This window comes from Rhizobium sp. BT03, from assembly GCF_030053155.1.
Taxonomy (GTDB): domain Bacteria; phylum Pseudomonadota; class Alphaproteobacteria; order Rhizobiales; family Rhizobiaceae; genus Rhizobium.
The window spans coordinates 3,351,906-3,371,571 of sequence record NZ_CP125640.1; the positions used below are offsets into that span (position 1 = coordinate 3,351,906).

16 protein-coding genes are annotated in these 19,666 nt (G+C 63.7%); 8 read left to right on the forward strand and 8 right to left on the reverse strand.

The features are described from left to right. Positions 1-45: 45 nt before the first annotated feature. From QMO80_RS16385 to QMO80_RS16410, 6 genes are all read right to left on the reverse strand, one after another. On the reverse strand, positions 46-924 hold the full coding sequence (locus tag QMO80_RS16385) for a transglutaminase family protein (RefSeq protein WP_283197488.1): 879 nt from the start codon (positions 922-924) through the stop codon (positions 46-48). 5 nt (positions 925-929) lie between these two features. Then, positions 930-3,347, reverse strand: coding sequence for a circularly permuted type 2 ATP-grasp protein (locus QMO80_RS16390; protein WP_283197489.1), 2,418 nt, complete (start codon positions 3,345-3,347; stop codon positions 930-932). A gap of 30 nt (positions 3,348-3,377) precedes the next feature. Then, positions 3,378-6,704 carry a DUF2126 domain-containing protein gene (locus QMO80_RS16395; protein ID WP_283197490.1) on the reverse strand — a complete coding sequence of 1,109 codons (3,327 nt, stop codon included), beginning with the start codon at positions 6,702-6,704 and terminating at the stop codon, positions 3,378-3,380. Positions 6,705-6,802: 98 nt separating this feature from the next. After that, positions 6,803-8,185: a sensor histidine kinase gene (locus tag QMO80_RS16400; RefSeq protein WP_283197491.1), complete on the reverse strand. Its 1,383-nt coding sequence runs from the start codon at positions 8,183-8,185 to the stop codon at positions 6,803-6,805. Next, positions 8,182-8,859 (reverse strand): response regulator transcription factor, encoded by a 678-nt coding sequence (locus QMO80_RS16405; protein WP_184694782.1) that lies wholly within the window; start codon positions 8,857-8,859, stop codon positions 8,182-8,184. Before QMO80_RS16405 ends, QMO80_RS16400 begins: the two co-directional genes overlap by 4 nt. Before the next feature lie 95 nt (positions 8,860-8,954). After that, positions 8,955-10,823, reverse strand: coding sequence for an adenylate/guanylate cyclase domain-containing protein (locus QMO80_RS16410; protein ID WP_283197492.1), 1,869 nt, complete (start codon positions 10,821-10,823; stop codon positions 8,955-8,957). A 416-nt stretch (positions 10,824-11,239) separates the two neighbouring features. On the opposite strand from QMO80_RS16410, the gene QMO80_RS16415 reads away from it, so the two are divergent. The 6 genes from QMO80_RS16415 to QMO80_RS16440 all read left to right on the forward strand — a co-directional run bounded on the left by QMO80_RS16415 (position 11,240) and on the right by QMO80_RS16440 (position 16,864). After that, the gene (locus QMO80_RS16415; protein ID WP_283197493.1) at positions 11,240-12,109 is read left to right on the forward strand and encodes an ornithine carbamoyltransferase; all 870 of its coding nucleotides are present in this window, start codon (positions 11,240-11,242) and stop codon (positions 12,107-12,109) included. A gap of 64 nt (positions 12,110-12,173) precedes the next feature. Beyond that, on the forward strand, positions 12,174-13,220 hold the full coding sequence (locus tag QMO80_RS16420; protein WP_283200206.1) for an ABC transporter substrate-binding protein: 1,047 nt from the start codon (positions 12,174-12,176) through the stop codon (positions 13,218-13,220). 283 nt (positions 13,221-13,503) lie between these two features. After that, complete coding sequence (locus tag QMO80_RS16425; protein WP_283197494.1) at positions 13,504-14,448, forward strand: tripartite tricarboxylate transporter substrate binding protein; 945 nt, start codon at positions 13,504-13,506, stop codon at positions 14,446-14,448. Beyond that, positions 14,445-14,936 carry a tripartite tricarboxylate transporter TctB family protein gene (locus QMO80_RS16430; protein WP_283197495.1) on the forward strand — a complete coding sequence of 164 codons (492 nt, stop codon included), beginning with the start codon at positions 14,445-14,447 and terminating at the stop codon, positions 14,934-14,936. The genes QMO80_RS16425 and QMO80_RS16430 overlap by 4 nt, the downstream gene beginning before the upstream one ends. 89 nt (positions 14,937-15,025) lie before the next feature. Further along, positions 15,026-16,543 (forward strand): tripartite tricarboxylate transporter permease, encoded by a 1,518-nt coding sequence (locus QMO80_RS16435; RefSeq protein ID WP_283197496.1) that lies wholly within the window; start codon positions 15,026-15,028, stop codon positions 16,541-16,543. 150 nt (positions 16,544-16,693) lie between these two features. Next, entirely contained in the window at positions 16,694-16,864 is a 171-nt protein-coding gene (locus tag QMO80_RS16440; protein ID WP_012558938.1) for a hypothetical protein, read from the forward strand. 159 nt (positions 16,865-17,023) lie between these two features. Here the strand turns inward: QMO80_RS16440 and QMO80_RS16445 are convergent, their stop codons facing one another. Beyond that, positions 17,024-18,115, reverse strand: coding sequence for a DUF475 domain-containing protein (locus QMO80_RS16445; RefSeq protein WP_283197497.1), 1,092 nt, complete (start codon positions 18,113-18,115; stop codon positions 17,024-17,026). Positions 18,116-18,461: 346 nt separating this feature from the next. On the opposite strand from QMO80_RS16445, the gene QMO80_RS16450 reads away from it, so the two are divergent. Both QMO80_RS16450 and QMO80_RS16455 read left to right on the forward strand, forming a co-directional pair. Next, the gene (locus QMO80_RS16450; protein ID WP_283197498.1) at positions 18,462-18,707 is read left to right on the forward strand and encodes a hypothetical protein; all 246 of its coding nucleotides are present in this window, start codon (positions 18,462-18,464) and stop codon (positions 18,705-18,707) included. A 58-nt stretch (positions 18,708-18,765) separates the two neighbouring features. Beyond that, positions 18,766-18,960, forward strand: a complete 195-nt coding sequence (locus QMO80_RS16455) for a hypothetical protein (protein WP_283197499.1) — start codon at positions 18,766-18,768, stop codon at positions 18,958-18,960. A gap of 55 nt (positions 18,961-19,015) precedes the next feature. Here QMO80_RS16455 and QMO80_RS16460 read toward each other — a convergent pair whose 3' ends face one another. Further along, a complete protein-coding gene (locus QMO80_RS16460) occupies positions 19,016-19,528 on the reverse strand; it encodes an MgtC/SapB family protein (RefSeq protein ID WP_283197500.1) in 513 nt (170 codons plus the stop codon). Positions 19,529-19,666 lie beyond the last annotated feature (138 nt).

The window sequence follows — 19,666 nt, forward strand, 5'->3', positions numbered from 1 at the left end:
GTCAATAGAATTTTAACGAATCGGCGGATTTTTCCAGTTTTGGGATTATTTCAGCGGGATCACGTCGACCGCCTGGACGGCGCGCTGGCCGCCATAGCTCTTCAACACGCCGATGACCGGGACGACGTCGGAATAGTCGCGGCCATAGGCGACGACGATGTGATCGGTGCCGGCTGATATGTCGTTGGTCGGGTCGAGTTCGATCCAGCCGATGGTCTCGCCGCACCAGATCCTGACCCAGGCATGCATGGCATCCGCCCCTTCGAGGCGTTCCTTGCCGGGTGGCGGGATGGTGCGCAGGAAACCCGAGACGTAACCGGCCGGAATGCCGAGGCTTCTGAGCGCCAGAATCATGATGTGGGTGAAATCCTGGCAGACGCCGCGCTTCAGCCTGAAGGCTTCGAGCGGCGTCGTGTCCACCGTCGTCGCGTCGGCGTCGTAGCTGAAATCCTTGTGGATGCGGGCACAGAGCGCATAGGCGATCTGCATTGCCGTCAGATCAGGCGTGGCGCAGCTTCGCGCATAGTCGCTGATCTCTCGCGCCTGGGTCAGGCGCGGGCTGTCGCCGAGGAAATGGTGCGGTGAATCCGGCGCCAGCGACCAGATGCCGGATATTTCCTCCGGCAGGTCGGCCAGCAGCGGCGAGAAATCGGCGGCGATCGGCTGGCTTTCCACCTGCACGCGGGCCTGCATGCGAATGTCGAGCGTCTCATGCGGCGCGCGCAGCATGAAGGCGGTGGCTGGATGATCGAAGAAATCGACGAAATGCGACTGCTCGTCCGGCGTCGGCGAAACGGTGATCGAGCCGGCGACCAGGCGCTGCCGATTGGTCAGCGACAGCGGCATCAGGCGCATGATGTGGCGGGCGCCGGAGGCGGGAACGTCGTAGCTGTAACCCATGCGCAACGAAAGATCGTAAAGCATCGCCGTCACCCGAGATAGGTCTGGGCGAGCAGATCGGAAAGCTGCTCCAATTCGCGTTCGAGCCGCTGATAGACCTCTGCCCCCATGCCCTCCGGCGTCATCACCGCGAGGCCCGAGTGGAGCCGCATCGCCTCGCGGTAGAAGGGCGACATCTGGCCGTTGATCAGGGCGTTCGGCAGCTGCTCGACCTCGTGGTGGATCTCGTTCACCTGGAAGAGCACCGAACGCGGGTTGAGGGGATCGAGCGCCAGCAGGTCGGTGACGGTCAGCCGCGCCGTGTTGACGTTGTAGCGGCGGCGGTGGGTCATGACGCTGTCGCCGATCTCGAGCAGCATGTCGAGCGCGCCGTCGGGCGCCTCCGAGCCGGACATGTGGCCGAGCAGCCGCGTCATGTGCAGGCCGCGCTCGATATAGCGGCCGAGCGAGAGGAAGCGCCAGCCCATGAAACGGTACATGTTCTCGTGCACGAGGCCGGCAAAGCCCGCAAGCTTGCGCAGCAGGATCGTCATCGCGTGGCTGGCGTCGTCGCCGGCGGCGACGGTGACATGGAAGCGGCGGGCGGTCTTGGCGAGATCGTTGAGCGCCAGCCAGCCGTCCGGCGAGAAGCGGTCGCGGATATTGCTCGCCGAATAAACGGCGCTGTCGATGTTGCGCAACAGCGTTTCCGGCACGGGTTCGGCGGTGTCGATATCGACGGCGGCGAGATAGGCGGAGACGTCGGCAAGCAGCGGCTGGCTCGGATCGGCGGCTTCGGCGTAACGCGCATGCCAGGCGCGCAGGATGCGCAGCGCCCCTTCGGCGCGCTCGATATAGCGGCCGAGCCAGAACAGATTGTCGGCCGCCCGGCTCGGCAGGCTGCCCGGCATGTTGCGGGTGAAGCTGCCCTCGGCCGGCAGCAGCGTGTGGCGCTCGACCGGCTTGTCGCTGACGATCCAGACGTCGGCGGCGGCGCCGCCCGACTGCATGGCGATCGCCGCGACATCGGCGCCGGAGCCGATGCGGGCAAAACCGCCGGGCATGATCTGCCAGCCGTTCGCCGTGCGGGCGGCAAAGACGCGCAGCGACATCGGCCGCGGCACCAGCTTGCCGTCCACCCAGGCCGGCGTCGTCGAGAGTGTGACGACCTCCTGTCCCACAAGTTTCGGGCCATCCGAACTCAGCCAGTCGGTGATGGAATCCCTGGCGGTCGCCCGCAGCGACGAGCCGAGCACGGATTCGCCGTCGTCGTCGAAGAAGGGCGCGCGGGAATAGGCCGGGCCGATCACCATCTTCTCGATATTCTTGGCGACGTGCTCGCGCTCTTCCTCCTGGCCGCACCACCAGGTGGCGATCGAAGGCAGCTGCAGATCCTGCCCCAGCAGACGGCGACAGATGGTCGGCATGAAGGCCAGCAGCGCCCGGGTTTCGAGAACGCCGGTGCCGAGCGCATTGACGATGGTGACGCTTTCGGCGCGCAGCGCTTCGACGAGGCCGGGTGTGCCGATATGCGAATTCTGGTTCAGCTCCAGCGGGTCGGCAAAGGCCGAATCGAGACGGCGCCAGAGCACGCCGATCGGCTTCAGGCCGGCAACGGTACGCACCATGACGCGGCCCCTGACGACCGTCAGATCCTCGCCCTCGAGCAGCATGAAGCCGAGATAGCGGGCGATATAGGCGTGTTCGTAATAGGTCTCGTTGGCCGGGCCCGGGGTCAACACGGCGATGCGGTCGTCGCCCGAATGTTTCATGCCCTGCAGCGCATCGCGGAAGCCGCCGAAGAACGAGGCGAGGCGGTGGACCGGGGTTTCGGCATAGATATCCGAAAAGGCCCGGGTGGTCGCGACGCGGCTTTCCAGTGCAAAACCGGCGCCTGAGGGCGCCTGCGTCCGGTCGGCCAGCACCCACCAGTTGCCGTCAGGCCCGCGGCCGATCTCGAAGGCGCAGAAATGCAGATAATGGCCGGAGGCCGGCCGGATGCCGGCGAGCGGGCGCTGGAATTCGGGATTGGCGGCCATCAGCGCCGGCGGCAGCACGCCTTCCGCCACCAGCCGGTTGTCGCCGTAGATATCGGCGACGATCGCTTCCAGCAGGTCGGCGCGCTGGACGAGGCCCGCCGACAGCGTCTGCCATTCGCGTTCGTCGATCAGCACCGGGATATGCGAGATCGGCCAGGCGCGTTCGCCGGTGCCCTTGCTGCCATAGGCCCGGTAGAAGACGCCGGCATCCCGGAGATAGCGGTCGGCGCGGGCAAAACGCTCGGCAAGATCCTTTTCCGGCATGGCGCTCAGATGCGAGAGAAAATGCTGCCAGACCGGGCGGACCCTGCCCTTGTTGTCAACCATCTCGTCGGCGGTGCCGGGAAGCGGCGCATAGTCGAAGGCCGCACGTTTGCCGGTGCGGTCCACGGTCTCTTCCCTGCGCTCTACTGCCGGCCTCTTACCCATCAAAACCCAAGCTACCCCTCACCCCCGGCCTCAAATTCCAGCAGGCCGCCTCAGATCCAGCGTCAGCGGGAATTCCAGCGAACCCGTCTCGGCGCGCGGGATATAGCCGCCCGCCGTATGCCCCCACGGCTCGAAGCGGGCGAGCCGCCTTGCTTCCGCCTCGTTGCCGTTGACCGGGAAGGTGTCATAGGTCCGGCCGCCCGGATGGGCAACATGATAGATGCAGCCGCCGATCGAACGCTTCGACCATGTATCATAAATGTCAAAAGTCAAAGGTGTGTTGACCGGCAGGACGGGATGCAGGCCGGAGGCCGGCTGCCATGCCTTGTAGCGGACGCCGGCGACCGAGACGCCCGACGTGCCGGTCGGCGTCAGCGGCAGGATGCGGCCGTTGCAGGTCACGGTGTAGCGCGCCGTATTGCTGGTTTCGAACCGCACCTGAAGGCGCTCGACGGAACTGTCGACGTAGCGCACGGTGCCGCCGACCGCACCTTCCTCGCCCATGACATGCCAAGGCTCCAGCGCCTGGCGCAGTTCCAGTTTCGAGCCCTCGTATTCGACTTCGCCGCAGAAGGGAAAGCGGAATTCGAGCTGGGCCTTGAACCATTCCGGGCTGAGGTCGAAGCCGTTTTCGCGAAGGTCGGCAAGCACGTCGAGGAAGTCGGCCCAGACGAAATGCGGCAGCATGAAGCGGTCGTGCAGGGTCGTGCCCCAGCGGACGAACTTGCCGTCGACGGGGTTTACCCAGAAACGGGCGATCAGCGCCCGCACCAGCAATTGCTGGGCAAGCGACATGCGCGCGTTCGGCGGCATCTCGAAGCCGCGGAACTCGATGAGGCCGAGCCTGCCGGTCGGGCCATCGGGCGAAAACAGCTTGTCGATGCAGATCTCGGCGCGGTGGGTGTTGCCGGTGACGTCGGTCAAAAGGTTGCGGAACAGGCGGTCGACGAGCCAGGGCAGCGGCGGCTGACCGCGGCCGGGAGCCGCGATCTGCGCCATGGCGATTTCCAGTTCGTAGAGGCTGTCATGGCGGGCCTCGTCGATGCGCGGCGCCTGGCTGGTCGGGCCGATGAACATGCCGGAGAAGAGATAGGAGAGCGAGGGGTGGCGCTGCCAGTGGAGGACGACGCTCTTCAACAGATCGGGACGGCGCAGGAAGGGGCTGTTGTTCGGATTGGCGCTGCCGACGACGACATGGTTGCCGCCGCCGGTGCCGGTATGACGGCCGTCGATCATGAACTTGTCGGCGCCGAGCCGGGTGGCCCGCGCCTCTTCGTAGACCGCCGTGGTGATGTCGACGCATTCCTTCCAGTTCGAGGCCGGATGAATGTTGACCTCGATGACGCCGGGATCCGGGGCGACGCGGATGACGTTGATGCGCTCGTCCTGCGGCGGCGGGTAGCCTTCGATATGAACGGGAAGCTTGAGCTCGGCGGCGGCGTTTTCCGCAGCTGCGATCAGCTCGAGATAGTCCTCGATGCGCTCGACCGGCGGCATGAAGACGCAGAGCCTGCCGTCGCGCGGCTCGACCGACATGGCGGTGCGCACGGCGCCGCGGAGTTCGCCGAGCGTCTGTTCGATCCGGCCGCGATTGCTCTCGTCGGCATGGAAAGAGGCTTCCGGCATGGCGCGGCCGGCCGGTACGAAGACATCCGGCAGCGGTTCGCGCGGGATCGTCGGATCGGCCGGGTGGATATAGGGATAACGCGCTGGGGGAACATAGGGCAGAGTGCCGAGCGGCAGGCGGTAACCGATCGGACTGTCGCCCGGGACGAGGAAGATCTTGCCGCGGCGGGTGCGCCATTTCTCGCTGACCCAGACTCGGCTTTCGGCTGCCTTGGCGTTCCACGCCTGGACTGGAAGGATGTAACCGGTCGCGACGGTGAGGCCGCGGGCGAAGACCCGGGCGATGCGGTTGCGCTCCTCGGGATCCTTCAGCTTCGAATTCGCCGGATCGACATTTTCGGGAAGGTTGCCTTCCTTGATGATCCAGTCGGCCGGATCTTCATAGGCCGGCTGCACCATGTCAGGCTTGATCGCCAGTTCCTTAGCGATTGCCGTCAGGAGCTTCTCGGCATCCTCGGCGGTGACGCCGGTATCCTTGCCTTCGGCGGCGACCAGATCGAGGTTCTGCCAGACCGGCTTGCCGTCGCGGCGCCAGTAGAGCGAGAAGGTCCAGCGCGGCAGGCTTTCGCCCGGATACCATTTGCCCTGGCCGTAATGCAGGAAACCGCCGGGGGCGAAGCGTTCTTGCAGCTTGCGGATCAGGATGTCGGCCTTTTCGCGCTTGGTCGGGCCGACCGCGGCGGTGTTCCACTCCTCGGACTGGAAATCGTCGATCGAAACGAAGGTCGGCTCGCCGCCCATCGTTAGATGCACGTCCTCGGCTTCGAGGACGCGGTCGACCTTCTCGCCGAGTTCATTAAGCTCCTCCCAGCTTTCATCGGAGAAGGGCTTGGTGATGCGCGGGTGCTCGGCGACGCGCGAGACCTTCATGTCGAAGGCGAATTCGGTTTCAGCCTCGCCGAAATAGCCGCCGGAGATCGGGGCGGCGTTGCGATAATGCGGCGTGGCGGCAAGCGGGATATGGCTTTCGCCGGTCAGGAGGCCCGAAGTGGGGTCGAGGCCGACCCAGCCGGCGCCCGGCAGATAGACCTCGGCCCAGGCATGCAGGTCGGTGAAATCGACTTCGGTGCCGGAGGGGCCGTCGAGCGCCTTCAGATCCGGCGTCAGCTGGATGAGGTAGCCGGAGACGAAACGGGCGGCAAGGCCGAGATGGCGAAGGATCTGGACGAGCAGCCAGCTGGTGTCGCGGCAGGAGCCCTTGGCGCTTTCGAGCGTCTCCTCCGGCGTCTGCACGCCGGTTTCCATGCGGATGACGTAGCCGATCTGCCGCTGCAGGCGGGCATTCAACCCGACGACCATATCGATCGTCGCCTGGCCGGGCGACCAGTCGAGCGTCGGCAGCAGCGCCTTCAGCCGCGGGCCGGCCGGTTCCGGCGTCATATAGATCGACAGATCCTCCTGGATCGTTTCCGGATAGCCGAAGGGCCACTTGGTCGCCTCTTCCTCGACGAAGAAGTCGAAGGGATTGTAGACCGTCATGTCGGCGACGAGATCGACCTCGATCTTGAATTCGGTCACCGGGTCCGGGAAGACGTAGCGGGCGAGGTAATTGCCGTAAGGGTCCTGCTGCAGGTTGACGAAGTGGTTTGAAGGCGTGACCTTCAGCGAGTGGCTGAGCACCCGTGTCTTCGAATGCGAGGCAGGTTTCAGCCGGATGATCTGGGGGCCGAGGCGGACCGGCTTGTCGTAGGTATAGTGCGTCAGATGATAGATGCTGGCTTTGATCGACATATTGCTCTTTTTATCCGGCTCGCATCGTCGTGCGGCTTGCTGTTCCCGAAATCAGTGTGTGCAATGCAGCGAAAGAAAGCAAGGAGGGCTGACGGCTTTTACGCCGCCTTGGCAAAGGTGACGACCGCCTTCAGGCCCTTGCCGTTCGGGCCCGGCTCCAGCGTCAGGTCGGCGTTGAAAAGATTGGCGATTTCCTCGACGATCGGCAGGCCAAGGCCGGTGCCTTGCGCCTCTGTCTGATTGCCGCGCGAAAAACGCCCACGCACCGCCTCCAGTTTATTGCGGGGAATGCCGGGGCCGTTGTCCTCGACTTCGAGGCGGATCGTCTCCGCGGCTGCGATGATGCGGACGGTGACCTCGGCTCCCTTGCCGGCATAGGCGATGGCATTTCCGGCAAGGTTGCGCAGCATTTCGCCGATCAGCAGCGGCTCGGCGCGGATCATCGCCGGGCTCTCGCCCTCGAAGCCGAGATCGATGCCGGCGCTGGCCGCCGTCGGGATCTGTTCGCCGGTGATGTCCTGGGCGATTGCCGCAAGATCGATGGCGGAGGCTGTCAGCGCCTCCTTGGCGGTGGCGGCATCGATCTTTGCCATCAGCAGAAGTTGGGCAAGGATGCGCTCGGCATGCGCCACGGCCTGATCGCCCTTCAGCGCCGCCGCCTGCGCCTCTTCAAGCGAGCCGGCGCGGGCGGAAAGCGCAAGCTGGGTGCGGATGATCGCCAGCGGTGTGCGCAGCTGATGGCTGGCATTGCCGGTGAAATGCCGCAGCGCATCGAGCGCCGATTGCAGGCGGACCATGAAGCTGTTCACCGTATCGACCAGCGGCTCGACCTCGCTCGGCACGGTCTGTTCGATCGGATGCAGGTCATCGGGGCTGCGTTCGCCGATGGCGTCGCCGAGCTTGTGGAGCGGGCGCAGTGCCACGGTGACCGAGATCCAGACGATGACGGCGGCACCCGCGATCATGAAGGCGAGGCGCAGGGCCGAGCGCACGAGGATCGCCTGCGCCAGCTGCCTTCGGGCGATCGTGGTTTCGGCGACCGTCACCACGAAGGGCACGGAGCGGATGCCTGTCGAGGCGGAGCGTTCGAGTGTGGCGACGCGGATCGGCTCGCCGCGGAAGGTGTCGTCGGCGAAGGCGGCGGCATTGGCGGGCGTCTTCTTCAGAACCGGCAGCGACTGGTAACCGGTGATGAATTTGCCCGGCGGACCGTCGACGCGGTAGAAGACGCGGTCCTGCGCGGCCGAGGTCAGCATTTCGAGCGCGACATAGGGGATATCGACCTGCAGCGTGCCGTCTTCGGCGACGACGACACGTTCGGCGATCGCCAGTGCCGAGCCGGCGAGCACGCGGTCGGAGACGATGTTCGAGGTCTGGACCGCCTCGCGATAGGTATCGGCAAGCGCCAGCGTGCCGATGACGGCCGTGGAGACGAGCAGCCAGAAGAGCAGCCGGCGCCTGAGGGAATAGGCGGCTTTCATGAGGCCTCGGGGAGCTTGTCGAGATAATAGCCGATGCCGCGGGCGGTCTTGACCGTCAGGCCGTGCGGCGAGAGGCGTTTCCTCAGGCGGCTGACATATTGCTCGATGGCATTTGAAGAAATGTCGTCGTCGAAGGCCGTCAGCGACTGGATGATCGCCTCTTTGGCGACGACCTTGCCGGCCCGCATGAAGAGAATTTCGAGCAGCCCAAGCTCGCGGGCGGGAATATCGAGCGGCGTGGCGCCTGATGAAAAGGCGCGGGAATTGAGATCGAAGGAGATGCCGCCAAAACTGACGGTCGCCGAGCGCAGGCCGGCCTGGCGCCGCAGCAGCACGCGCACGCGGGCCTCGAATTCTGATATGTCGAAGGGTTTGATCAGATAGTCGTCGGCGCCGAGATCGAGACCCTTCACCCGCTCTTCCGGCGTGCCGCGCGCGGTCAGGATGAGGACGGCTGCCTGGTTCTGCCGGGCGCGCATGGCGCGCAGCACGTCGAGCCCGTCCATCTCGGGCAGGTTGAGATCGAGAATGACGAGATCGAAATTTTCCGCGGCGATGACCGCATTGGCAGACGCCCCATCATGGACGACATCGACGGCATGGCCCGTGCCGCGCAAGATCGCCGACAGGCCGTCGGCCAGCGCGATATTGTCTTCGGTGAGCAGGATGCGCACGGATGGTCCCCCTGTTTTCACAGGACGTTACAGGGGCGACGAGAGGTTGTCACAGCGATTTTGAAGATTGGTGAACGGCCGTGGGAAAGCCGATTTCAGCTCCCGGTCCTTTCGACCCGTTCGCGCTGCATCATCGCGGCGGTGAGCAGCCTCCGGAAGCGGGGATCGTCGCGGATGTTGTCGAGATCGGAATCATTGTTGAACCATTTGATATGGTAGACGGAGCTGTGCGGCAGCAGCCTCTCGAGGAGGTCGATCGCCTGGTCGACGTCGCCGAGGACGGAATAGACGCAGGCGAGATTATACTGCGCGACGATGTCGTCGGGATCGATGGCGATGGCGCGGGCGGCCCAGTCGCGCGCCCTCTTGATATCGCCCATATGGGCAAGCGCCAGCGCGCCGCGGTGGGCCGGGCCGGAATTTTCCGGATTGAGGTTGAGCGCGCGTTCGGCGCGCAGCAGGCCGAGACGCGCCCAGTTTTCGGTATCCAACACACGGCCGAGCGAACGGTAGGCGGACATCAGGTGGATCGGCGAGACGTAGTCGTCAGGGCGGATCGCGGCGGCGCGGGTGAAATATTGAACCGATTCGGCAAAGTTGCCGTGCATGAAGAAGAACCGGGCATAATGGAAATTCGCCTCGAACAGGTTCGGGTCGAGCGCCAGGGCACGTTCGAAGGCCGCCGCCGCCCTGTCATCGAAGCCGCTTTGATGCAGGGCCAGACCATGGGAGGCGTGGGCCTCGGGAAGGTCGGGGTCAAGTGCCAGCGCGCGGGCGCTCATGTCGAGGATGCGCCGCAGCGGCACGTCGTCAGGCGCCCAGTCGCGGATCGCCGCGTCGCAATCGGCGATGCCGGCATAGGCGCGGGCATAATCCGGGTCGAGCTCGACCGCCTTGCAGAACATGCGCCTTGCGAGCTGGAGATAGGATTTGGTCCAGGTGTGGGAGAGCTGGCGGCCGCGGAGATAATAGGTATAGGCCTCGACATTGGCGGTCGGCTCGTTGGCGATCGCCTTCTTTTCCTCCGGCAGCAGGCGCACCTTCAACTGGCCGACGATCGCGTGGGTGATCTCGTCCTGGATGGCGAAGATGTCGGTCAGGTCGCGGTCATAACGTTCGGCCCAGAGATGATCGCCATTGGCGGTGTCGATCAGCTGGCCGGAAATGCGCACGCGATTGCCGAAGATGCGCACGCTTCCCTCGAGCACGTAGCGCACGCCGAGTTCCTGGGCGAGCCGCTTCACCTTCACCGATATGCCCTTGTAGGTGAAGATCGTATTGCGCGGCACGACGTGCAGGCTGGAGATCTTGGAGAGATCGGTGATGATGTCTTCGGTGATGCCGTCGGAGAAATAGTCCTGGTCGGCATCGCCGCTCATATTGGTGAAGGGCAGCACCGCGATGAAGCAGGTATTGCGGTTCTGCGCGACCAACTTCGCCGAGGAGGGCGGCGCCAGGGTGACGGTATAGACCTGGACCGGCTGCCGGATGTTCTTCAGCACATGCTCGCCGATGAATTCGAAGCCGAGATTGAGGCGCGCGCCGACCTGGTCGCGCACCGAGGCCGACACGGCGATGCCGCCCGGGGGCGCGATACGCTCGAGCCTGGCGGCAAGGTTGACGCCATCGCCGAAGATGTCGCCGTTCTCGACCACGACATCGCCGAGATTGATGCCGATACGGAATTCGACGCGCTCGTCCTTGGGCACGTTCTCGTTGCGGGCGGCCATGCTGCGCTGGATTTCGGCGGCGCAGGCGACGGCGTTCACCACGCTCTGGAATTCGGCAAGGATGCCGTCGCCGGTGAGTTTGACGATACGGCCCTTATAGTCTGAAATCCTGATATCGACCAGTTCGCAGCGGTGGCGGTTCAGCGCCTGCAGCGTGCCTGCCTCATCAATGCCCATCAGTCGGCTATAGCCAACGACATCCGCAGCGAGAATAGCGCTCAGTCGTCGTTCCATGACCCCTCCCATGGATCTTCTCAGTTTAGTCCAGCTTTTTATAGAGTTTTTGTCGTGTAGAGTCGCCTCCTGAATGGAAATTCGGGCGGATTCGACGTTTTGACACGGCAGCGCGACCATATATCGTCGCCGATCTTCATCAATACTCTGAATGGGTGAAGGATGGTGTTCGGCGCTAATCCTTTGTGGTGAAAATCCCCTTCCAATTGGAGAAACGGGAAATGATGTGCTTCGGTCGATGCTTCGCGATCGGCGATATAAAAAGTAGTCGCCGATCGGTTTCGGGCGTGAATCGCGGGCACGACCTGGAGGAATTTTGCCCGGGGGCACCACCACTGTAGCGAATGTGATTTGCGGTTGCCGTGAGGCCGATGCCGGTTATTGTGGCGGCGTTTCGTGCACGGTGGAGATTTTGGATGAAACGTTCGGCCCGGGATTTTCTGGCGTTTCATGATATTCCGGAGGCCGGACTTCGGTCGATTATCGCTCGCGCCGGGGCGCTCGCCATAGCTTGGGATGAGCGCGCCATGCCGCAGGGCCTGATGGGCAAACACGTCGCGTTGATTGCCGACGACGGTGGCTGGCGCAATACGACTGCCTTCGATCTCGGCGTCCAGGCGATGGGCGGTATCTGCGTGCATGTGCCGATCGGCTTCAATGCGCGAGAGGAGGCCGGCGATCTTGCGGGTTATCTCGGCAACTGGTTCGACATGCTGGTGATCCGCACGAAGGAGCTTAATAAGCTGAAGGCGGTGGCGGCAGCCGCGCCGGTGCCTGTCATCAACGCGCGCACACGCTCCAACCATCCTTGCGAGACGCTCGGCGATCTTGCCTATATCGAGAGCCGGCGCGGCTCGATCGACGGGTTGAAGGTCGTTGGGGTGGCGGCGGACGCAAATATCCTCCGCTCCTGGGTCGAGGCGTCGATCGTGTTGCCGATCGAGGTGGTGCAGGTCTATCCCGAACCCTGGCATATAAGTGATGCCGCACTGCTCAACGAGCGCTTTCGCGCGAGCATCGATATGGGCGAGCTATCGGATGCCGACGTCGTCATCACCGATTCATGGCCGGGCGACGTCGTCTCGCAGGCGCTTGCCGGCTACCGGATCGATACCGATCTGCTCGATCGTTTACCGGAAGATGCGATTTTCCTGCCGTGCCCGCCGGTGACGCGCGGCCAGGAGGTGACGGCCGGGGCGATGGAGCATCCGCGCTGCCTGAGCCGCGCCGCCAAGGCCTTTCTGCTGCACGCACAAAATGCGCTGATGGAGTGGGTCATCGCCTAGATTCGGCGCCCTTGCTCCTCCCGGCGCGCTCAGGCATTGTTGCTGCATGAGCAGAATTTTCATCTTGCTGCTGGCGTTCTGGCCCGGCTTTGCGCTGGCCGATCAGGCCTTCTATGCGGCGAAATCGGGCAATTCGGATGCGCCGGTGCTGACGGTTTATTCCTCGCTCGACGAGCCATTAGCGCAGCCGATGATCCGGGGCTTCCAGGAGGCCAATCCCGATGTCGCGGTCAAATATGAGGACATGCTGACCGGCGATATCTACGACCGGATCGTCAGGGAGACGGATGCCGGCAAGAAGACCGCGGATTTCGCCTTTTCCTCGGCGATGGATCTGCAGGTGAAGCTCTCCAACGACGGATATGCGCAGGTCAGCAACCTGCCGATGAGTGCGGCATGGCCGAAATGGGCGAACTGGCGCAACACCGCCTACGCGCTGACCTTCGAGCCGGCAGTGTTCGTCTACCACAAGCCGACCTTTGTGCATGAGCCGGTGCCGAGCTCGCGGGCGGAATTCGTCGATTACCTGAAGCGCAAGGGCAACGAGGTCTATGGGCGGATCGGCACCTACGATATCGAACGCTCCGGCGTCGGTTTTCTGTTCATGGCGCGCGACCAGGAGCAGTTCGGCGATATCTGGTCGGTGATCGGAGCGATGGGGGCTGCCGGCGTCAAGCTCTATTCGACGAGTTCGGCGATCCTCGAACGTGTCGCCGACGGGCGCTTCGTGCTCGGCTACAATATTCTCGGCTCCTATGCAGCCGACTGGGCCTCGCGCTATCCGGATGTCGGCATCGTGCTGCCGAAGGACTATACCGTGGTGATGTCACGGATCGGGCTGGTGCCGCAGGCGGCCGCCGAGCCGGAGCTCGGCCGGCGTTATCTGACCTTCTTCATGTCGAGGGAAGGGCAGACGATCATGGCGCGCGAGCTGCAGATCCCGGCCGTCAGCCCGGAGGTGGCGGGAGAAAATACCGCCAATACGCTGCAGGAGCTGCTCGGCGCCCAGCTGCGGCCGGTGCCGGTCAGCCCCGGGCTGATGGTCTATCTCGACCAGGTGAAACGGGCGCGGCTGATCGCCCACTGGAACGAGGTTCTGCGGGCGCAGTGAAGCGTTTCAGCGTTCGGCCGGTCCACACATAGGACCCAGGATTAGATCCGCGCCTGGCAATTACGGCAAAAAAGTGGCCTCTTCTCCTGGATATCTCACCGATGTCAGCTAAATGACAGCTTGTTGTGGTGGCTTTGGCTACTTCTTCTCCGTGGAGGCGGAGAGCTGAAGCCTTGGGAGGTATTCTGCTCGTCATCAGGACAATCGTGTCCGCTGCCGGCCGTTCCTCCCGATTCCCAGAGAATAACAGGCGGTTTGCTCAGCCGCCCATGGAGGACACATCGTGAAGCATACGTTCATCGCAACCCTTTTTGCAGCGACTATCGCGCTGCCGGCCTATGCGGCCGACTACACCATCATCGCGCCGGCTGCTCCCGGCGGCGGTTGGGACCAGACGGCCCGTTCGCTGCAGACGGCGCTGCAGCAGGAGAAGATCTCCGGCAACGTGCAGGTCCAGAACGTGCCCGGCGCCGGCGGCACCATCGGCCTGGCGCAGTTCAGCAGCCAGGCTGCCGGCAATCCGAATTCGCTGATCGTCGGCGGCTATGTCATGGTCGGCGCGATCCTCACCAACAAGTCGCCGGTGACGCTCAAGGACGTCACGCCGATCGCCCGTCTCACCGGCGAATATGAAGCCGTCGTCGTTCCTGCCTCTTCCGAGATCAAGACCATGGCCGATCTGGTTGCGGCGCTGAAGAAGGATCCGGGCGCGGTTTCCTGGGGCGGCGGTTCGGCCGGCGGTACCGACCACATCACGGTCGGCCTGATCGCCAAGGCCTCCGGCGTCGATCCGACCAAGATCAACTATGTCGCCTTCTCCGGCGGCGGTGAAGCGCTCGCCGCCATTCTCGGCGGCCAGGTCACGGCCGGCGTCTCGAGCTACAGCGAGTTCGAATCGCAGGTGAAATCCGGCACGCTCCGTCTTCTCGCCGTCTCCAGCGACAAGCGCATCGACGGCGTCGATGCGCCGACGCTGAAGGAAGCCGGCACCGACGTCACCATCCAGAACTGGCGCATGGTTGCCGCAGCCCCCGGCCTGTCGCCAGAACAGGTGGCAAGCGTCACCGCCGATTTCGAGAAGCTGCACAGCTCCGCCACCTGGCAGGAAACGCTGAAGACCAAGGGCTGGGCCGACACCTATCTGTCCGGCGACGCCTTCAAGGCGCAGCTCGAGAAGGATGTCTCCGCCACCGAAGGCATTCTCAAAGATATCGGACTTGTTCAATGAGCGAGGATAACACCTCCTCGGCAACGCCACGCCGCCCTGATTGGGCGGCGTTCATCATTGCCGTTTTCCTCTTCGTCGTCGCCGGCGTGATGGCCTGGGATGCCTCGCATCTGAAAACGATCGCCCAATACGACCGCATCGGCCCCGCGACAGTGCCTCAGGTGGTGGCGTTCGGCCTCTTCTGTCTCGGGATCTGGACGGTCGCCGAAGCCTGGCGCGGCGAGTTTCCGGAGCGCGATCGGCAGGAAGTGGCGCCGGTCATCTGGATCGTCGCCGGTCTTGCCGGCCAAATGCTGCTCCTGCGCGTTGCCGGCTTCTCGATCGCGACCGGCATCCTCTTCGCGCTGACGGCACGCGGTTTCGGCAAACGCAAGCTCTGGATCTCGCTGCCGCTCGGCATCCTCCTCAGCTTCGTCGTCTGGGCGATCTTCTCGCAGCTGCTGCAGCTGACGCTGCCGGCCGGCCCGCTCGAACATCTGTTCTTCTGACCGCGCGGCACGCGCTGTCAGCTCTTTTGATTTTGCGCGGCGCCTGACCCCGGAATCGGATCGTCGGGAACGCCGCTTGGGACACCAAGATGAGCACATTCGAATTCCTATGGCAGGGTATCCTGGTTGCGATGCAGCCGATGAACCTGGTTTATGCGCTGGTCGGCGTGACCCTCGGCACCGCCGTCGGCGTGCTGCCCGGCATCGGCCCGGCGCTCACCGTGGCGCTGCTGTTGCCCGTCACCTACAAGCTCGATCCCGGCGGCTCACTGATCATGTTCGCCGGCATCTACTACGGCGGCATGTATGGCGGTTCGACGACCTCGATCCTGCTCAACACGCCGGGTGAAAGCGCCTCGATCGTCACCGCGCTCGAGGGCAACAAGATGGCGCGCGCCGGGCGCGGCGGACCGGCGCTGGCGACGGCGGCGATCGGCTCCTTCGCCGCCGGCCTGATCGCGACGCTCGGGCTTGCCTTCATCGCTCCCTATATCGTCAAGCTGGCGCTGGTTTTCGGGCCGCGCGAATATTTCGCGCTGATGGTGCTGGCCTTCGTCACCGTCTCCTCGGCCTTCGGCGATTCAGCGCTGCGGGGCCTGACATCGCTGTTCATCGGCTTCGCGCTCGCTATGGTCGGCATTGACCAGCAGACGGGGCAGGCGCGGCTTTCCTTCGGCATTCCCGACCTGCTCGACGGTGTCGAGGTGACGACGCTTGCCGTGGCGATGTTTGCGATCGGCGAGACGCTTTATATCGCCGCGCAGGGCAACCGGATCGCCGAGAAGGTCGAGGCGGTCAAGGGTTCGCTGTGGATGACGGCGCAGGACTGGTCGCGTTCGTGGAAGCCCTGGCTGCGCGGCACGCTAATCGGTTTCCCGATCGGCGCCATGCCGGCGGGCGGCGCCGAAATCGGCACCTTCCTCTCCTACGCCACCGAAAAGCGGCTGGCGAAGAACCCCGAGGAGTTCGGCCATGGCGCAATCGAAGGGGTGGCCGGTCCAGAGGCTGCCAATAACGCCTCGGCCGCCGGCACGCTGGTGCCGCTTCTGACGCTCGGCCTGCCGACGACGGCGACGGCGGCGATCATGCTTGCCGGCTTCCAGCAATACGGCTTGCAGCCTGGGCCGCTGCTGTTTGCCACCAACCCGCAGCTCGTCTGGGGATTGATCGCCAGCCTGCTCATCGCCAATGCGATGCTGCTGGTGTTGAACCTGCCGATGATCGGGCTCTGGGTAAAGCTGCTGACGATCCCGAAGCCGTGGCTTTATGCGGGCATTCTGCTGTTTGCGACGCTCGGGACGATCGGCGCCAACCCGTCGGTGTTCGAACTCGGCATGCTGCTCGCTTTCGGCCTGCTCGGTTACGTGATGCGGCTCTTCGGCTATCCGATTGCGCCGACGGTCGTCGGCCTGATCCTCGGGCCGCTTGCCGAGCAGCAGCTCCGCCGCGCGCTGGCGATCAGCCAGGGCGACGTCACGACGCTGGTCATGTCGCCGATTGCGGCAGGCCTGCTGATCGTTGCGGCGGCGGCCTTTCTCATCCCGCTGATCCTGCGGATTCGCGGCCGCGGCCAGGTGCTGGCGCAGCTGGCGGCAAACGAAGATTAAAAGACGACATTACCCCTCCCTCAAGGCCGGCCCATGGAGACATGCGCCGGCCTCTTCTTTTTGCATGGCTGCGGTGATTTTCTGAGCATTGTAGCGGTATATGCGCGATGCCATCTATAAGCGGTCAATCAAAACAAGAGGAAATGGACAATGTCCGCCATCCGCAATTCAGTCCGCACGGGTTTCTTTGGTCGCGCGTTTGCAGTGCTCGGCGCCGCAAATGCCGTCAGCGCCGCCGTTGAAGCCGGCCGCCGGCCGCGTGCCCGCGACCTGAGGGAACTCGGCATCGACCCGACCGCCTTCGGTCAGGCTTCCCGCTAACCAGCGTTAAGCCATGCATGAATGAAATAGCCCGCAACCCCTGTGAACTGCCCCGAAGGTTGTCGTCCAACTTTCGGGGGCAGTTCACTAGTGGTCGCGGGCTTTATTTTTGTCCATGCCGCAACGCCAAGCGTTGCGGCTTTTTTCTACATGCAATCGTCAGGCGTGAAGCTCTTCCTGCCGGGCGGCGTGATCTTCCAGCCGCTCGCGCTTGTTGTGGCGGATCGACGACCAGAGCGACAGGCCGATCAGGGTTGCGCCGCCGAGACCGGTGATCACTTCGGGGATGTGCACCAGGGTCTGCGCATACATGATCACCGAGAGGATCAGGATGGCGTAGAAGGCGCCGTGCTCGAGATAGCGGTATTCGGCAAGCGTTCCCTTTTCCACCAGCATGATCGTCATCGAGCGCACATACATCGCGCCGATGCCGAGACCGATCGCGATGACGAAGAGGTTCTGCGTCAGCGCGAAGGCGCCGATGACGCCGTCGAAGGAGAAGCTGGCATCCAGCACCTCGAGATAGATGAAGGCGCCGAGGCCGCCCTTGGCGGCAGCGCTCATCGTCTGCTGCGACGCATCGAGCAGTTCACCCACCACCTCGACCGCGAGGAAGGTGAGCAGCCCGTAGATGGCGCAATGGACGAAGATGCTGGCTTCCTCGCCGCCGATCAGCCAGGAGAAAACCAGCATCAGCGCCAGCACGAAAGCGATCTCGATGCCCCTGATGGTGGCCGAGCGCGCCATCACTTTTTCCAGGCCGCGGAGCCAATGGATTTTCTTCTCGTGGTCGAAGAAATAGCTGAGGCCGACCATCATCAGAAAGGTGCCGCCGAAGGCTGCGATCGGCAGATGCGCGTCATTCATGATGCGGGCATATTCCTCCGGCTCACGGGCGGCAAGCACAAGCGCGTCCCAGGGGCCGATCCGTGCCGCGATCGCAACGATCGCCAGCGGAAAGACGATGCGCATGCCGAAGACGGCGATGATGATGCCCCAGGTGAGGAAGCGCTTCTGCCAGACCGGCGTCATCTCCTTCAGCTTGTTGGCGTTGACGATGGCATTGTCGAAGGAGAGCGAGATCTCCAGCACCGCAAGCACGGTGCAGATGAAGAAGACGGTCGCCATGCCGCCGATCGTGCCTGTCGTCTGCCAGCCGAGCACGGCGCCAAGAACGAGGCCGAGGGCAGTGACGATGAAGGCCCAGCGGAAATAGCTGAGCGAGGAGTGGTGGGTCGCGGGCTGGTTCATGGCCGCACCTCGCGGCCGCAAATCAGGGTGGAGAGGATGGAAAGGGAGAAATGCGGCATGCCACGACGGGCATGCGGATAAGGCATGTTGAGCTTGTTCATCGATGAAAAATCCGCCGGCTAAGCTGCAGGCGGTACCGACATCACGAGAGCGCCGTAAAAACTCTCGCCAGAGGGGCCCGGCACCAAAATTACCCGTAGCCGATGTCTGGAAGGCTGCGGGACAGGCCTTAGTTAATCAACTTCCCCGGTCAGTCAAGTCGGCGGCGGCACGGAAATGAAGTGTTTTTTTGGAACCATCCCGGTGCCTGCTCGTTAGACCCTGGTTGAGCTTAAAAAGGAGGCCGATGATGCACACTTCGACCCATGTTCCCGACAAACGCACGGAGGCGTCCGACCGCATGAAGCGGGCGAAGCCGAACCGCATGCAGAAGGCGCAGGTGCTGCCGCCACATCATGTCGACCTGACGCTGACGCCGGGTGTCTATCACGACATTCACGTGCCGGCCCACGTTACCGGTGCCGATCTGTCCAAAGGTGGTCCCGACATCAAGGGCCCCGACCTTAAAGGCAAGGCAGAGACCAAGAGATAATCGGCATTCCGCAAGCCTTCCTGGCGCCCCGACTGCAATTCGAACAGGTGAGAAATATATGACGATCAACTTTGTGCCCCGCGAGATCTTTATCCGGCACGAAAATGAATGGCAGGCTGCACGCGAGGCGGCGGATGAGCGCATCGAGATCGGCAAAGGCCAAGAGCCGCTTGCCCCGTCCATCGGCGCCCCGTCCATCGGCGCAAAGGCATCGGTTGGAAAAAGCGATCCTTCGGCCGCACGCTCGGAATGAGCAGACCGGCCATCACGCTGATACGGACGCCCGGCATATGCCGGGCGTCCGTTTTTTAATGGTCGTCATCCCGATCGGCACGCCGTGCGGAATTGTAGCCGAACCGCTGTTCGAGCTTGCCGAAGGCGAAGAGCACGCAGATGGCGGCGAGCGTCGTAAAGAAGGCGATCGGCCAATAACCGAAGCCCATGGCAAGGCCGATCGCGCCGGAGAGCCACATGCCGGCCCCCGTCGTCAGCCCGTGCACCCGACCTCTGGCAAAGACGATCATGCCGGCGGCAAGGAAAGCGACGCCGGCGGTCACTGCTTCGATGACGCGCAGCGGATCGATGCGAACCTGCTCGTCATCGGCAAAACCCGGCATGTGCACAGCCTCGATCGAAATGATGGCGAAGAGGGCCGCGGCAAGACTGATCAGAATATGGGTGCGGAAGCCTGCCGGGCGGTCGCGTGCCTCACGCTCGAAGCCGATCAGCCCGCCGAAGACGATGGCGCCGAGCAGGCGGGCGAAGATGACGGGATAGTGGATACGCGACGCCGGTATCAAGTCGGCGATGATCAGATCCATGGATTTTTCCTACAGCATATGAATTTTCGCTGGCTAACGTGTGAGCGCTGGATTTGTTCGGCTTTTTTCACCCGTGCGTGCGGATCCCCCCACGGGCTTCTCCCATGCCGGCCGCTGCCGGCATGTCGTTTGAGGCAC

Bases quoted from the DNA above. Each gene is read 5' to 3' on its own strand.
- QMO80_RS16400 (WP_283197491.1), bottom strand. From the start codon at position 8,185: ATGAAAGCCGCCTATTCCCTCAGGCGCCGGCTGCTCTTCTGGCTGCTC.
- QMO80_RS16450 (WP_283197498.1), top strand. From the start codon at position 18,462: ATGATGCACACTTCGACCCATGTTCCCGACAAACGCACGGAGGCGTCC.
- QMO80_RS16415 (WP_283197493.1), top strand. From the start codon at position 11,240: ATGAAACGTTCGGCCCGGGATTTTCTGGCGTTTCATGATATTCCGGAG.
- QMO80_RS16455 (WP_283197499.1), top strand. From the start codon at position 18,766: ATGACGATCAACTTTGTGCCCCGCGAGATCTTTATCCGGCACGAAAAT.
- QMO80_RS16440 (WP_012558938.1), top strand. From the start codon at position 16,694: ATGTCCGCCATCCGCAATTCAGTCCGCACGGGTTTCTTTGGTCGCGCG.
- QMO80_RS16410 (WP_283197492.1), bottom strand. From the start codon at position 10,823: ATGGAACGACGACTGAGCGCTATTCTCGCTGCGGATGTCGTTGGCTAT.
- QMO80_RS16430 (WP_283197495.1), top strand. From the start codon at position 14,445: ATGAGCGAGGATAACACCTCCTCGGCAACGCCACGCCGCCCTGATTGG.
- QMO80_RS16460 (WP_283197500.1), bottom strand. From the start codon at position 19,528: ATGGATCTGATCATCGCCGACTTGATACCGGCGTCGCGTATCCACTAT.
- QMO80_RS16395 (WP_283197490.1), bottom strand. From the start codon at position 6,704: ATGTCGATCAAAGCCAGCATCTATCATCTGACGCACTATACCTACGAC.
- QMO80_RS16445 (WP_283197497.1), bottom strand. From the start codon at position 18,115: ATGAACCAGCCCGCGACCCACCACTCCTCGCTCAGCTATTTCCGCTGG.
- QMO80_RS16435 (WP_283197496.1), top strand. From the start codon at position 15,026: ATGAGCACATTCGAATTCCTATGGCAGGGTATCCTGGTTGCGATGCAG.
- QMO80_RS16385 (WP_283197488.1), bottom strand. From the start codon at position 924: ATGCTTTACGATCTTTCGTTGCGCATGGGTTACAGCTACGACGTTCCC.
- QMO80_RS16390 (WP_283197489.1), bottom strand. From the start codon at position 3,347: ATGGGTAAGAGGCCGGCAGTAGAGCGCAGGGAAGAGACCGTGGACCGC.